We start from the raw sequence: 12,327 nt of genomic DNA, 5'->3' as shown, positions 1-12,327 counted from the left end.
GGCAACATATCGCATTCCGCCGCTGTTGCGACCGGCTCCGGCGTCACACCTGATCGGGAGATCAGCTCGTGCGGGTTAAGGATCTTGGCTAAATCAACCAGCGTGTTTTGATCGCAAGCATTCAGATCGCCCTACGAGATATTGAGGATCTGCTCAAGCCGCGCGACCTCGCCTCGCAACATCTCGATGGCCGCGTCTCGGTTCTCCGAAACGTTCCAAGCAGTGTGGACCGGCTCTCCAGCGTGAGAGGGGCCGGATAATGCTCCGGCCTTGGTATTTCGCAAATCCCACCAGGTTCGGAATATTCGACGATAGAGTTCGGTTACCTCACTTCCCCTATCCAGCACTCCGGCTTTCTGTGCATGCAGCAGTTCCTGCTCATATCCGAGTTCCAGCAAAAGCTCAGCGCCAACCAAATCAGTCACGGTCTGCATCTCTTCGACGCTCAATTGAGATTGCCATGACTTGACAGAGCTTTCGTCGACGGCGTTTCGTTCCAGGATTTTTCGATCCCCAAAGCTGCTGGATCGAAGATAATCTGCTTGTCTCATCCCGGTCGATGCGACGACCGCTGGGTCACAGCCAAGCCCCGTCAACAGACGCCGGGCTTCCTCGTCCGGATGCGCCACGAGCAGTTCGTATTGCACGAACTGTGTCTGCGGGCGAGTGCGGTGCGCGGCGAGCTTGGGAAGGCCCAGAACCAAATCGGCGAGTGAAGTTATGATGACGTCGGGCAGACGGAGCATGAGATCGGCGAGGCTGGATACGCTAACCGAATGCGAGCTTTCTGTCCGCAGCGGGATGCCCCACGTCGATTTCAGTGAAGCGGCGATGGCATACGGATTGCGCATCAGAAGGATGTGTGGCGCCTCTGGATAGACAGATTCAAGAAACTCAAGCACCGTCCAATAGCGTGGTGTCTTGTCTATGATGATGCGCTTGCCCGCTTCTGCCAGATACTGATCGTATGCTGCATCGGCGAAAGCGCGGCTGACGATCGTGCGATCTATCCGCCCCAGGAATTCGGAGGTCGCGGCCTTGATCAGTGAGCTGCCCGCCGGGTGACGCTGATCCACCCTGCCAAATGCTTCAAGCGCCAACATCAACCAGGGTTCAGGCGGAGCCACGATGTCTGGATGGTGCTGGAGCAAGTGCGCCAGGAGTGTCGTCCCGGATCGCGGAAGACCGAGGAGAAAGCACACCGCAGGCGAACGGCCAAAACGTCCGCTCATCGTTCAGACCCTCGTGCTTGAAAAGCAAACCCTGTCGTCGCTCGCTCGATTGAGCGAAAAAAGCCAGTCGCGCGATCACATGGGCAACCGCATGCGTACAAAGCGTCAAAACGACAAGAATTTTGTCTGCCACTCATGACTTGAGAACCGTTCAGTTTTGATTGATCGGGCGGGATCACGGAAGCATAATCGAAATTGCCTCCTCGATTTCTCGACAGTTGAAACGAAGTCAAGCGCCACCTCAATTGCACGAAGGTTGATCGCGATATGGGAAGGTTGGGAAGAACTATACGGACGTTTGCCGAAGACTGCCCGCGGTACATGGAAGGTTATTACGTGTAGTCATAAGCTGCACGTTGCTGGGGCATTGACGCCGTAAATGCGACATGCACCTCGCTGATGTTCGGCCTACAAGAGCGGACAGCTCGGCAAGCGCCGTAAAGACTACATCGCGGACATCTCACTTGGCGGGGCGCAGCTATCTTGTCAGCGCGTATCGATCCTGACGCAACTTTGCCGTTGGTCCGTCAAGACACTGAGCCATAGCTCCGGCCCGCCTGTTGTGCGCAAGCCCGTCCAACAGAACTATACCAACTATTTGATTTACCTGCTCTTGCAGCACTGGCGCTCCCCTAATCGGCGCTAAGGACGGTTGTCAAGGACGGAACCTGGCTTATTATGCCGCCGGATTTACCTGATCCAGCGAGCGCGCTTGGCTGCATCTATACTGACGGAGACGACATTGTCCGGCCGTTCATGTGGGAGAGCAGATCAATCCATGCGTGTCTCGCAGAACTTGCCAGCTTTCCTGCCATGCTGGGCATCACTGGGCCACGGTGGACGATCCTGATGGCGGTGACCTATTTGGGCAGAGAAAAGGGTGTGCCGGTCAATCTAGCGTCACGATTGATGCACGTCGACCCTTCCTTCGTGACGACCCACTCAAGGCTGCTAGAGAAAAACGGTTTGCTGCGGCATAGTCCTCCGCAAAGGATGCCCGGATCCTGCAGATGTCGCTGACGGCCACAACGCGCTGCATCTCGCGACTTTGGCGCCACGACAGGCAACGCAGGATGAGCTCGGTTTGATGAAAGCGGCGTTGACCGATCAAGCGAGCGCACTGCTAAGCCTGCTACGGCGAGGCATCGCCTGGAAAGGGCCCGCTCTGACATTAAGAAGACCAAACGCACGACCTAGAAATGGAGCTCGCTGACCATGAGTCTCCCATCCTTCGAATATGTCTTGAAGCAACGCGGTCGAAGGTGGTTGTGGTCCGTGCACAACGCCGAGGGCGCGCAGGTGATGACGGGTTCAGGACGTAACCGCTCCGCCGCGATCTATCAAGCGAACAGAGCGCTTTTTCAATTGCTGTTGAGGGCGCCATATCGTCTCGGAGCTCAAGCTAGCCAACAGGCTCGGCGCGGTCCGCTTACGCCCAAACTTTAGTCTGGCTTGAGCTTCGAGGATGCCCCATTCGCGAGGTTCTTTCCATTCGGCTAAAGCGATCAGCCGATGTGTTCGGCCCAGCGCAGCCAAGACTGCCTCGCCGAAGCTGAAGAAGCTGCCGCCCGAACGGATACTAGATTCCACCCTTACGGGAGTTCGCCTGAGACTGGTCAGCTTCTCGAAAGCTAACGCATCCAGGACTCGGCGTTGTGTCATCGCATGCGTTCCGGGAACCGAGTGTTTCCGGGTTTTATCTTCGAGACAGGGCTATGGCCAAGGCTATGTCTTCACTCGCGATCATACATCGCAAGCGGCCGTCGCCCCCCTTCCAAGTCTCTTGATCAAGGATGAGGAGGCGCAGGAGCGCATTCCGCGACATTGAAGGCATCCAGCACATGCGTGAAAAACTCTCTCAGCGCGGATCGGCGAAGCCAAATGTGGGACAAAATTTCTATAACAAAAGAGGGCGGCCCGCGAGCCGCCCTACCGCACCATTAGGCAGCGTCGCTCAAAATTAACGCTGATGTCCGAGTCCGATTCCGAGATTTAAGGCCTTCTGGCGTAGCGCGCCGGCGCTGCGTTTAGTCATTTTCGCTATCTTTATGACCGGGGTCCGAGCCTTCGAATGGACTTTGAGCTCTTTGATATCTGCCTTCGTCCACTCGCGCCGCTTAACGCGTTTCTTGGTTGCTTTTTTCACGATGAATGCTCCTTCTGAGAAGGGCGCTTGTAACATAGTTTTTTCGCAGCGCGACAGTAAAAAAGGGAGCATCGGAACTCGCGCCGGGTATTAGCTCGGTCATGCTTTCGGAAGACAGCGCGTCTGGACTAGTGCAGCTGTGGAATTGTAAACTTCGTACAGACGCTGTGTGTGAGAGGCTTCGTTATAATTGAACGCAGCTCCAATCGACCCCTCTCTATTCGAAGCTAAGAACGTAGACTAACATGTTCTGGAATGAGAAAGCCAATCGCGATGAACCTGAACGGCTGCATCTCGGGGAGCTTCGTGATTTGGATTAAGTCTGGAGCGATCAAACATCGAGGCCCTCTGAGACATCGTGGCGAACTTGCTATGGTCACCTTTTGACGATTAGCGCGCTCGATATCTAAACGCCAGAGACCCCATAGGGCTTGCGCGTATACTAGATCGCTCACGTCTTCGTGTCGGTCGTCCGGGCTCGGCTCAACGCGTCGGAGTGCACGAAGACATCAGCTCCTCCATTCCTTAGGTTGAATGAACACATATCGTCCCTTGGTCGCATTGAGGCACTTCACACTACCAATAGCCACTGCATTATGTCCAAACTGAACTTGGGCGATCTAATCGGGTAGGTGGCCATCAGCAAGGGCTTGAGCGACAAGCCGTCACGCCGATAGCCCTTGCGCGGGCTCGTGCCGGGGAGCGCTTTCTGCGCGCGCTCGTTCGTAGCTGCGAAGACACAGGGGCGGCTACTCATCTTCGGGGTCGTGCGCGATCTCCCGTCCAACCTGACCCTGCATAGCGCCTAGATCTAGCAGTTCGAGCCCTTCAAGAGTCTTCCTTCCCTCGTCGGTGATAATCCAGCACCCAGCCTCTCGCACAATCAGCCTTTGGCCAAAAATATCGAGTTGGGGTACGCGGCTCGCGATGCGCTTCATACGCGCCGGCCACTCTGGGCCACTGCTGTAATAGATAGCCAAATGCTGTTTAACGACTTCGATGCTCGCCCGTCCGTGCGGATGGCCGGCAAGTATCTTCAGTATGGACAGCTGAAAACTCACGCGAGCACGCCATCGAGTCGAGGAAAAGCTCCATAATACTTATCCTGAGGGAAGCCGCAGCGCCGTGCGCCGCTTTTCAAAAGAAACCTTGCGCCATAAGCCTGATGAAGCAGGGTAACCACCTGCCGCCGACGCGGTAAGCAAGGTTCTCGACGGCATCGGCGACATCCTGCCCAGAGTGTTTTGAAGAATGGGTCAGCGGAGACAGCCGCGTTGGCTACGCGTGTGACGAGGCCTCAACCGCCGTCTTCGACCGATTTGAGATCAAACTACGTCGGTGGTAACCGCGCTGTTCGACATCTTGGCGAATGACATTGCTCACTGAACGCACCGCACGCTTCTTTCGCTTCCAACTGCCGGCCAACCCCGCAGGGATCGCAAACCCTCGCGGAACGACCAAAAGATCGCGTCTTCCGTTCAAATAAATATCGAACATGTCGTCCCTCGTTTGACACAAGCGTAGATCGCCGGTTCATACATTTGGTGACATCGAAGCAACAGTTGCGCTTTAAGACTCTACGCGCGTTTTCTCCGGATTTCGCCCGCACTTGAGCGTGCATGGCGCAATCCCGCTTCTCCTTCGCGCGCTCCGCATTGCCGAGAATACAGGAGCCTTCGCACGCCTTTTTTGTCGCTAACAGATCCCATCATCGGGGCGTTGTTCTCGATAAGGCAATAAGCCTTGCTGGCAACCGTTGGAGCGAAAACGAGCCAGTGAACTGAATTGTCCTTCAGTAGACAGAGGCCTGATCTGTGATGCGACGGACTTTTGCCGCTCGGACGGATTTGATTGAGCATTGTCTTGCGTGGCCATCTTCTTTTGTTCTGAGTTTATCCCTGACCGCACGATCATATCGTACTCGGGTGCTGCTGTTTCAATGTACGTGAGGACCGTCGCGGGCGCGATGGTGCCGCCGGACGTGAACGTGTTCACATCCAAACTTACCGTCCACTGGTCACGGAATACAGACATGGCGTTCATAGCGCGAACGCGAGATTCGCCAGTGACAAAGTGCTACGCTCCTCGGTCCAACTTGTGCCCTTGACATCTGACCATTGGCCGACATGAGGTCGATATGAATCAGCCTTCGTCAGATCGACACGATAATGATCATCCGCGTTTTAGGAATAATTCCGTCCTTGTCAGGAATATGCGCCCGAGCAAGTGGAGCGCACTCACCATTTGTGTTGAGCGTCTTCATGCAATACGCCGCGCCCATTGAGACTGCATTTACTTTATCCAGCGGCCACATCGCCGTTACCGAGGCGAATTTGATCGGACCGAGTTGTAGTTCGGCAGAACTATCATCTCCGCCTGCGGTAGTCGCGCCGGCCGTTGCGGCGGCGCCAGGCTGGCGGCGAAAGCGAGCAATACGCAGAAGGTAAACGCCGGATCGTGTTCCCGTCGCTGCGGCAAAGTAGAAAACGTAGGCAGAAACAGTGGTACAGACATAAGGACTGCTTCACCCATGTCGTGGATTTCGAGGCGGCAATGAGGCTTGTCCTGTGTCGGCCCTCTTTGAATGCCGGCATGCTCAGGAAGCAAGATCTTCGGCGAGGAACTGTTGAGCGCAATCAATCGCGAAAGCGTAGCGGGAGGATATCTCACGTCCGAGCACGCAGGGTCTGTTCATTGGGGCATTCTTTGAGCGGACTTGCATGGCATTTCCTATCGAGGTCGGCGGCGCAGCGGACTTCGGTCTGACATAGGCCACTCACCCGCTGCAGATCGCGCAATACGTCTCCATAGCGGCAGCAAGCGCATTCTTGGAAAAACCGGCAAGTGCCAGGCGCCTGCTTAAATGTTCAGGAGAGCGCGCTGGTTTGAAGGGCAAATGCGGACAGATTAAGTCAGGTGCGATCGCATCGATGTGCTGCGGGCTCAAGTAAGCCCGGCGTCAAGGGCATTAATGTGTGCAGATTGGCCAACCACGCATACCCTTTGAAACAGCCATGGCTGCCAGAGGCAGACTTGTGCTTGATATGAATCAAACAAGACGAGTTGTGGGAGCCGATCCTTCCGGATGGCCCTGCCGGTACAACGCTTGACGGAGCGCTGCAGAGCCAGTTGAGCGGCAGGCGGCAAACTCTCCAGCGAGGTCCGCTAGGTGTGAGACAACAGGGCGCTCGCCGATTTGACGCCAGCATCGCCAGTTGTTCTCGAATCGACGGTCGACGCGATCCTGTCCGGGATAACGCTTAGACTACAGATTGACCCACAATTCGCAGACTTCCCCCGCCAAAGTCAAGCTAACCAGCCCATGCCGCCGGCAATGCAGGCGGGGTTCGAAGCTCTATTACATCGGCGAAGACTGTCCAATCGCGAACACTCTTTTGCTTGCAGAAATCGCTCTCCGCCTGCTGTGCAGCAGCACTCAGCGAGGTGGCATCGACCTTGAACGCTGCCTGACAGGCACGATGTTCGTGTCCGATATCGTCACAAACGGTCTTAATGAACCGAACATTAAATGAAGGCATGGCATCCTCTTCTTGTGGGTTTGCTTATCCACCATTCTGCCATTCGCGCCACAAGAGTATTTGATCTGCCTCAAGCAGCATCCACAAGAGGTTGTCCGCTCCTCCATCGAGATAAGGCCGAAACTTTGGCAGCGCGGCTCGAGCTCTCCTGTTGTGTCGCAGACCACGCGACCTCTATTTGTCCAGCTTGTCGGATCGCACCCTGTGTTTTGGGCCGAGGGATAACGCCTTCTGGTCTGCTCATGCCCTGGACTGACAGAATTGAGTCGCCGACGAATCGAGGAATGTCTGAAGAGACGATTGAAAGCCGCATGCGCCGTCATGCCCGAGATGCCGGCTATTGATCTCTATCGATCCCATACTCAACCGCTGGCAATATGAAGACTTGAGAGGCCGCGAACTTTACACGCGATACTTGATGGTCTCACGAGGTATTGCCGCAAACGAAAGTCATTGCGCCAATCACCGGGCAGAGCCATTTCTGACGCGCGCCGGCGGCCGGGACTATCGATTGCGAGACCTACGCGCACGTGTTCGTGGGCCAATGAGGCAAACCGCCCCTGCGGTCGCGACAGCAAAGCCGATGATCACGCTTGTCGCATCCAACGTTTCGATGAGCCCAGGGTTCAGGACTTCAGCGCCAAGCCTATGGCTGGGATTTGCCCGGCAAGGCCACCGATAATGCGAGGTGAGCGATCAATTGACCATCTGCTTGCCGGCTATCGCAGCATTGAGGACAAATGCTGTCGTGGCCCATTCGCGCGCGGTGCACCTCAAATCAACCCCGCTACACGCTGGCGTGTTGCGGACCAACGCGAGGTCCTGGCGGATCGCCCGACTTGGGACACGTCGCCTGCCAACGGGGGCCTGTGCGGCTCGCTGCAGCCGCTCGAGTTCGGCCATTCTGGATACGCATCAGCTCTTTTTGACCTGTATCAATTCTGCGGCGACTGCCTACTGATAGAAGTGAGCTTCCCGTCCAAGGTCACACACATGGCAGACAGAAAGACTTGGCGTCCCATCATCTTTTCATGTCCAGATACCGGCGACCGAGTTCAAGGACTGCTGCCGGGCGTATCTGAGCCGCGTGCCGATGACCTGCACACAATAACCTGCGCCGCGTGCGAAGGCGTCCACTTCATCGACCCGCGGACGGGCGCGATGATCGACGCCGAGCGAAGCTAGGCCCGTCCGAATGGAGTGAAGCGAGATCCGGCGTCTTCCGGTTCTCGGGATGCCGCCCCGGTCACGAGGGCGCGGCTGACGTCATCACAACCCAATGCCCGACTTTGACGCCGTGGGACAAGGAGATTTCCCACCAACGAAGGATGTTCGAGATGACAGACCACGGGGACATTCGTCCCGCCGCGGGCCAGATTGCGGGAGCGGCAGTTCAGTTCAACTTCTGCAGAACGGCGGTTAATACCAACCGCCGAGGTCTTGAGCTGATCCAGATCGATTCGACCGAAGCCCGGGAGTTGTTTCGCAGCGCCAATCCTAATATTTCGGTTGGCGAGCCGATCATGTCCCGGCACGACAGGTTCAGCGGCGCCACGGCCGATAAAACCGCGGCCGCCACGCCGCCTGGGCAATATTGGGCTGAGCCTGTTTGCGCGGCGGTCCAAGCCATCTGGTCCGTAGTTCAGAAGGTTGCCTGAATTTGTCAGCCAGCAGCGATGAACACCGTCCAAGATTTACTGGCGACCTGACCTGGGAGCGGCTCGAAACGGCGCCGCCCTTTGATCGGGATTTGGAGATTGCCGTGATCGAGGGTAATACCATTCACCGGGTGGTCTTTCCTTGCCGCCGGACCTTCGGCGGCTGGATCAAGGCCAAGACCAGAGAACACGTAGCCGTGCAGCCGACGCACTGGCGCATATGGCCAGATGCCGGCGGCCATCCTGCACAATAGATTGGTGTGAGTTGAGGCGCGTTTCTGCTCCGGTGGCCTCTCGTGGGAAACAATGTAGAGTCAATGGAATGAGAGGGTCTACCAGGAAACATGTCCGACCACGTCCGGAAAGGCTATGGCACTGCCGCGGCACGTTTTGCCGCTTTCGTCGCGGTCGCGGCCGGGCGGACGTCGCTCCTCTGCTCTGCCTCATTACAGCGTGGCCCTTCTTGTGAAAGGTCTCATTACCGATCCCGCAAACATGATCGATATCGTGGAATTCGCGGGCGCCATGATCGTGATAGACGAGAAGGGCATCATTCGCTCGTTCAGCGCCCCGGCAGTGCGTTTATTTGATTGGTCTCCGGACGACGTGGCCGGAATGAATGTGTCGAGGTTGATGCCGCAGCTCTACCGCGCCGAGCATGAGCTACATCGAACGTTATGTGGCCAACGGCGAGCGGCCCATCATCGGCATCGGCTGCATCGTGGTCGGCGAACGGAGCGACGGCTCGACCTCCGTCGGTGAGGCCATAGCGCGCGCCGAACGGCTCTTCACCGGTTTCATCCGAAACCTCACTAAGAGCGGGCGCAGGAACGGCGGTTGCAAGATCTGCCATCTGAACTCGTGCACGTGTCGCGGCCGACTGCCATGGTGAGATGGGATCGTCTATTGCCCATGAGGATCAACCGGCCGCTCTCCGCAATTACAAGCTACATGCGCGAACAAAGGCTCTGCTGGCACCCGACGGACCGGACGCCAACTGCATTGGTGATGCACTCGAACACGCCGCCGAAGAGGCTCTACGCGCTAACGATATCATCAAGCGCCTGCGGAAATTTCGTTGCCAGGGGCGAGCACACTGTGGAGAGTCCGCTCACGCTCCTTGAACAAGCTGTGGGCTCTGGCCTAGTCGGCCCCAAGGAGCGAGGTGTACGCGTGATGACCCGCAGCGACCGCGACATGATCGTCGACAAGATCCAGATCCAGATCCAGATCCAGAAGGTCGCGCTAGACCTGATGCGCAATGCAATCGAGGCCATGGCCTCCTGCCCGCGCCGCGAAGCTGCCAACGTCGACAGGTTTACCGTTGCCCATAAAGGCCCCGGCACCAGCGCTGATATCGCCGACCGACTGTTCCAGCCCTTTGTCACGATTAAAAGGCATGGCATGTGTGTGGGGCTATCAATCTGCCGGACGATCGTCGAGTCACATGGCGGATATATCGTCGCGGAATCGACTCCGGGTGGCAGCCCGATCCTTCAGTTCACCGCGCCATTTGCGGAGCTTAGTGAAGAGACATGATGGGTCGGCGCATTCTTGTGATCGACGATGACGCCGCAATGCGGGACTCGCTCGCGTTTCTTCTTGATGTAAACGGTTTCTACGTAGCAACCTATGAGGCGGCGACCGCGTTTCTTAATGACGTCGCGAGCGGTCCAGTTGATTGCATTGTGTCAGACATCCGTATGCCGGGTATGAGCGGTCTCGAACTAGTCAGTAAAGTGAAGGCCAATCGCGTCAACTGCCCCGTCGTTTTGATAACTGGTCATGGCGACGTATCGCTCGCAGTCGAAGCGATGAAAGCGGGTGCGGTCGACTTCATCGATAAGCCATTCGTGGAGGACGTGCTATTGCGTGCGATCAATAGTGCTTTGGAAGCGCGGCCGACGAAACCAGCCGATGACGCAGCGAAACTGCAGGCGGAAGCCCGCCTCGCGGGCCTCTCGTCGCGCGAGCGTGACGTCCTGCAGGGACTATTAGCCGGCAAGATTAACAAGATGATCGCCCATGATCTCGGCATCAGTTCCCGGACAGTCGAGGTTTACCGTGCAAACCTCATGGCCAAGACCAATGCCCGCAGCATGTCTGAGTTGATGCGGATCGCCATTACTGCGGGACTCTAGCACCAGCGCAAATGGCGCGAATGGCTTATTCATGCATCGAAGCTGCGCAGTCCAGACGGCGAAAGGAGGGTTTTCAGGCGTACCGCGCCGAGCGGATCATGTTTTCGGTGACGGCTACCGATGCAACACACGCTGTTAGTTTCTTGAATCACGACGGCACATGAAGCAGATCAACTACGTCCGCCCAAATTTGTGCTCCGATGGACAGCTGGTCTGTCACCCCGGAGAACGGCATAGTTCGGCAATATACTGGTCCATCCGCCAACGGAGCTCCCGGTGCGGGCTGCCGTGAACGGTTCGACTTCCATCGCATTGAGCACAAGTGCGCATCTTGACGCTGTGGCAATCGGCTACGAGAGGACATCATTCGCCCATTGCGCCCGGCTGGGCGACGGTCACTTCGGTCTTCGAAATTCAAACGGTCGCGTGCTTTGGAGCGAGCCGAAGCGGCACTGCGGGCACGGAACGCCGGCATACAAGCGCGCGCTGAGTGCGGTTCCGGCCGAGGCGAGCCGCCCTAACCATCGTCACACACCATTAAGGGGCTACGACAGCGGATCGCTTGATCATCAAGCGCGTCGACCACGTCGGCCAGCGTACATCGATCGGGATGCCGTCAATATCCGCCTGGTCACCTCCGCGGCCGACCGATGCTGACGGGGATCAGAGCCAAGGCCCCCGAACAAGACTTCCTGCGGCGAGCCGAAAGCGGCGGTGGACACAACTATTCGGCTGGCTGGAGCTCTTCACGGGTGCGGCCGTGCGCTTCCGACTGTTCCATGGACGCGGCCGCAGAAGCCAGCATGCAGCTTACTAATCCGATTTGAATCGGCATCGCCCTGAAGACCACGCGCGCGAAGCTGACACGGGACCGCCAGATCATTTTCGACGGCACCATACCTGCGGGGACGCTCTATGTCACCGCTCCGTCGAAATCTCTCGGCGTGCAATTCCAGATATTTAAGCAAACAAGGGACCGCGCCGCCCCCATTCAGGACCCCTGCTCATGGCACTTACGTGTAAATACTTAGGGACTTCCACCTAGGGAAAACATCCAAATTTTCCAGTTCGTCAGGATCAGCCAATCTGCGTCCATCGACGTTCGCAAGATAGGGTCCGCCATGCACACCCAGGCCGCCAGTTTTACCGAGACCAGCTGCTATCCGACGAGCGTCTTGCGTGGGCAACCTCAACACTTCGGCTAAGTTGATTTACGCCAGCTCAAATTCAAGCGCGCTACTCTTTTGCGTCGAACAGCGCGGAAAAAATTGCAGCGCAAACAACACAGAACTCGGCTTGGGCGATCTTGCAAGTGGCAGAAACGCTTCCGGCCTAAATTGTGCCTCCAGGAACACCGCAATGATCATCGATCTTTTGCTTCGAGAGCATCGCAACATTGATCTGCTTCTGGCCGCTCTCCAACGCGAATTGGAGATTTTTGAGAAGGGGATCCGTCCCGATTATGAGGTCATCCGCGCGATTATCAGCTATTTCGAGGTTTACCCCGAGGTGTACCCATCATCCACAGGAAGACTTGATTTTTTCCAAGCTCAAGGCTTGCGATCCGGATGCAGCTGCAATCGTCGGCGATCTCGCGCTTGAACACCAGGA

General features: G+C 56.9%; 11 protein-coding genes and 1 pseudogene. 7 read left to right on the top strand and 5 right to left on the bottom strand.

The genetic code is table 11. The annotated features are described in order from the left end of the window. Positions 1–131: 131 nt before the first annotated feature. The 4 genes from noeE to CV770_RS21595 all read right to left on the bottom strand — a co-directional run bounded on the left by noeE (position 132) and on the right by CV770_RS21595 (position 6,917). The gene (gene noeE / locus CV770_RS21620) at positions 132–1,232 is read right to left on the bottom strand and encodes a nodulation protein NoeE (protein ID WP_104463767.1); all 1,101 of its coding nucleotides are present in this window, start codon (positions 1,230–1,232) and stop codon (positions 132–134) included. 1,960 nt (positions 1,233–3,192) lie between these two features. After that, entirely contained in the window at positions 3,193–3,378 is a 186-nt protein-coding gene (locus tag CV770_RS21615; RefSeq protein WP_091966228.1) for a hypothetical protein, read from the bottom strand. A gap of 749 nt (positions 3,379–4,127) precedes the next feature. Continuing rightward, positions 4,128–4,439: a hypothetical protein gene (locus tag CV770_RS21605; protein ID WP_245453817.1), complete on the bottom strand. Its 312-nt coding sequence runs from the start codon at positions 4,437–4,439 to the stop codon at positions 4,128–4,130. 2,250 nt (positions 4,440–6,689) lie between these two features. Then, the gene (locus CV770_RS21595; RefSeq protein ID WP_104463763.1) at positions 6,690–6,917 is read right to left on the bottom strand and encodes an LYR motif-containing protein; all 228 of its coding nucleotides are present in this window, start codon (positions 6,915–6,917) and stop codon (positions 6,690–6,692) included. Between the two features lie 1,337 nt (positions 6,918–8,254). Between CV770_RS21595 and CV770_RS21585 the strand changes: the two genes are divergently transcribed. Next, the gene (locus CV770_RS21585; RefSeq protein ID WP_146101330.1) at positions 8,255–8,575 is read left to right on the top strand and encodes a hypothetical protein; all 321 of its coding nucleotides are present in this window, start codon (positions 8,255–8,257) and stop codon (positions 8,573–8,575) included. A 5-nt stretch (positions 8,576–8,580) separates the two neighbouring features. Here the strand turns inward: CV770_RS21585 and CV770_RS42700 are convergent, their stop codons facing one another. Beyond that, on the bottom strand, positions 8,581–8,817 hold the full coding sequence (locus CV770_RS42700; protein WP_201759968.1) for a hypothetical protein: 237 nt from the start codon (positions 8,815–8,817) through the stop codon (positions 8,581–8,583). 127 nt (positions 8,818–8,944) lie between these two features. Here CV770_RS42700 and CV770_RS44060 point away from each other — a divergent pair, with 127 nt between their 5' ends. From CV770_RS44060 to CV770_RS42165, 6 genes and pseudogenes are all read left to right on the top strand, one after another. After that, on the top strand, positions 8,945–9,337 hold the full coding sequence (locus tag CV770_RS44060; RefSeq protein WP_349627979.1) for a PAS domain-containing protein: 393 nt from the start codon (positions 8,945–8,947) through the stop codon (positions 9,335–9,337). Then, positions 9,234–9,467 carry a hypothetical protein gene (locus CV770_RS43395; RefSeq protein ID WP_245453822.1) on the top strand — a complete coding sequence of 78 codons (234 nt, stop codon included), beginning with the start codon at positions 9,234–9,236 and terminating at the stop codon, positions 9,465–9,467. Before CV770_RS44060 ends, CV770_RS43395 begins: the two co-directional genes overlap by 104 nt. A gap of 284 nt (positions 9,468–9,751) precedes the next feature. Continuing rightward, a complete protein-coding gene (locus CV770_RS43390) occupies positions 9,752–10,114 on the top strand; it encodes an ATP-binding protein (protein ID WP_245453816.1) in 363 nt (120 codons plus the stop codon). After that, on the top strand, positions 10,111–10,716 hold the full coding sequence (gene fixJ, locus CV770_RS21570) for a response regulator FixJ (protein ID WP_104463760.1): 606 nt from the start codon (positions 10,111–10,113) through the stop codon (positions 10,714–10,716). Before CV770_RS43390 ends, fixJ begins: the two co-directional genes overlap by 4 nt. A gap of 827 nt (positions 10,717–11,543) precedes the next feature. Then, positions 11,544–11,672: pseudogene (locus CV770_RS43385) on the top strand (AraC family transcriptional regulator); the annotation flags it as partial. Between the two features lie 403 nt (positions 11,673–12,075). Then, positions 12,076–12,318: a hypothetical protein gene (locus tag CV770_RS42165; protein ID WP_161500012.1), complete on the top strand. Its 243-nt coding sequence runs from the start codon at positions 12,076–12,078 to the stop codon at positions 12,316–12,318. Positions 12,319–12,327: the final 9 nt, after the last annotated feature.

Origin of the sequence: Bradyrhizobium sp. AC87j1 (assembly GCF_002936975.1) — a bacterium.
In the GTDB taxonomy this organism is placed as follows: Bacteria; Pseudomonadota; Alphaproteobacteria; order Rhizobiales; family Xanthobacteraceae; genus Bradyrhizobium; species Bradyrhizobium shewense.
The sequence above is the reverse complement of the archived record's forward strand: the minus strand, read 5'-3'. Positions and strand labels throughout refer to the sequence as shown.

Coding starts and splice junctions, on each gene's coding strand:
- CV770_RS21595 (WP_104463763.1), bottom strand. CDS start 6,917: ATGCCTTCATTTAATGTTCGGTTCATTAAGACCGTTTGTGACGATATC.
- CV770_RS21585 (WP_146101330.1), top strand. CDS start 8,255: ATGACAGACCACGGGGACATTCGTCCCGCCGCGGGCCAGATTGCGGGA.
- CV770_RS43395 (WP_245453822.1), top strand. CDS start 9,234: ATGAGCTACATCGAACGTTATGTGGCCAACGGCGAGCGGCCCATCATC.
- CV770_RS42165 (WP_161500012.1), top strand. CDS start 12,076: ATGATCATCGATCTTTTGCTTCGAGAGCATCGCAACATTGATCTGCTT.
- CV770_RS44060 (WP_349627979.1), top strand. CDS start 8,945: ATGGCACTGCCGCGGCACGTTTTGCCGCTTTCGTCGCGGTCGCGGCCG.
- CV770_RS42700 (WP_201759968.1), bottom strand. CDS start 8,817: ATGGCCGCCGGCATCTGGCCATATGCGCCAGTGCGTCGGCTGCACGGC.
- noeE (WP_104463767.1), bottom strand. CDS start 1,232: ATGAGCGGACGTTTTGGCCGTTCGCCTGCGGTGTGCTTTCTCCTCGGT.
- fixJ (WP_104463760.1), top strand. CDS start 10,111: ATGATGGGTCGGCGCATTCTTGTGATCGACGATGACGCCGCAATGCGG.
- CV770_RS43390 (WP_245453816.1), top strand. CDS start 9,752: ATGACCCGCAGCGACCGCGACATGATCGTCGACAAGATCCAGATCCAG.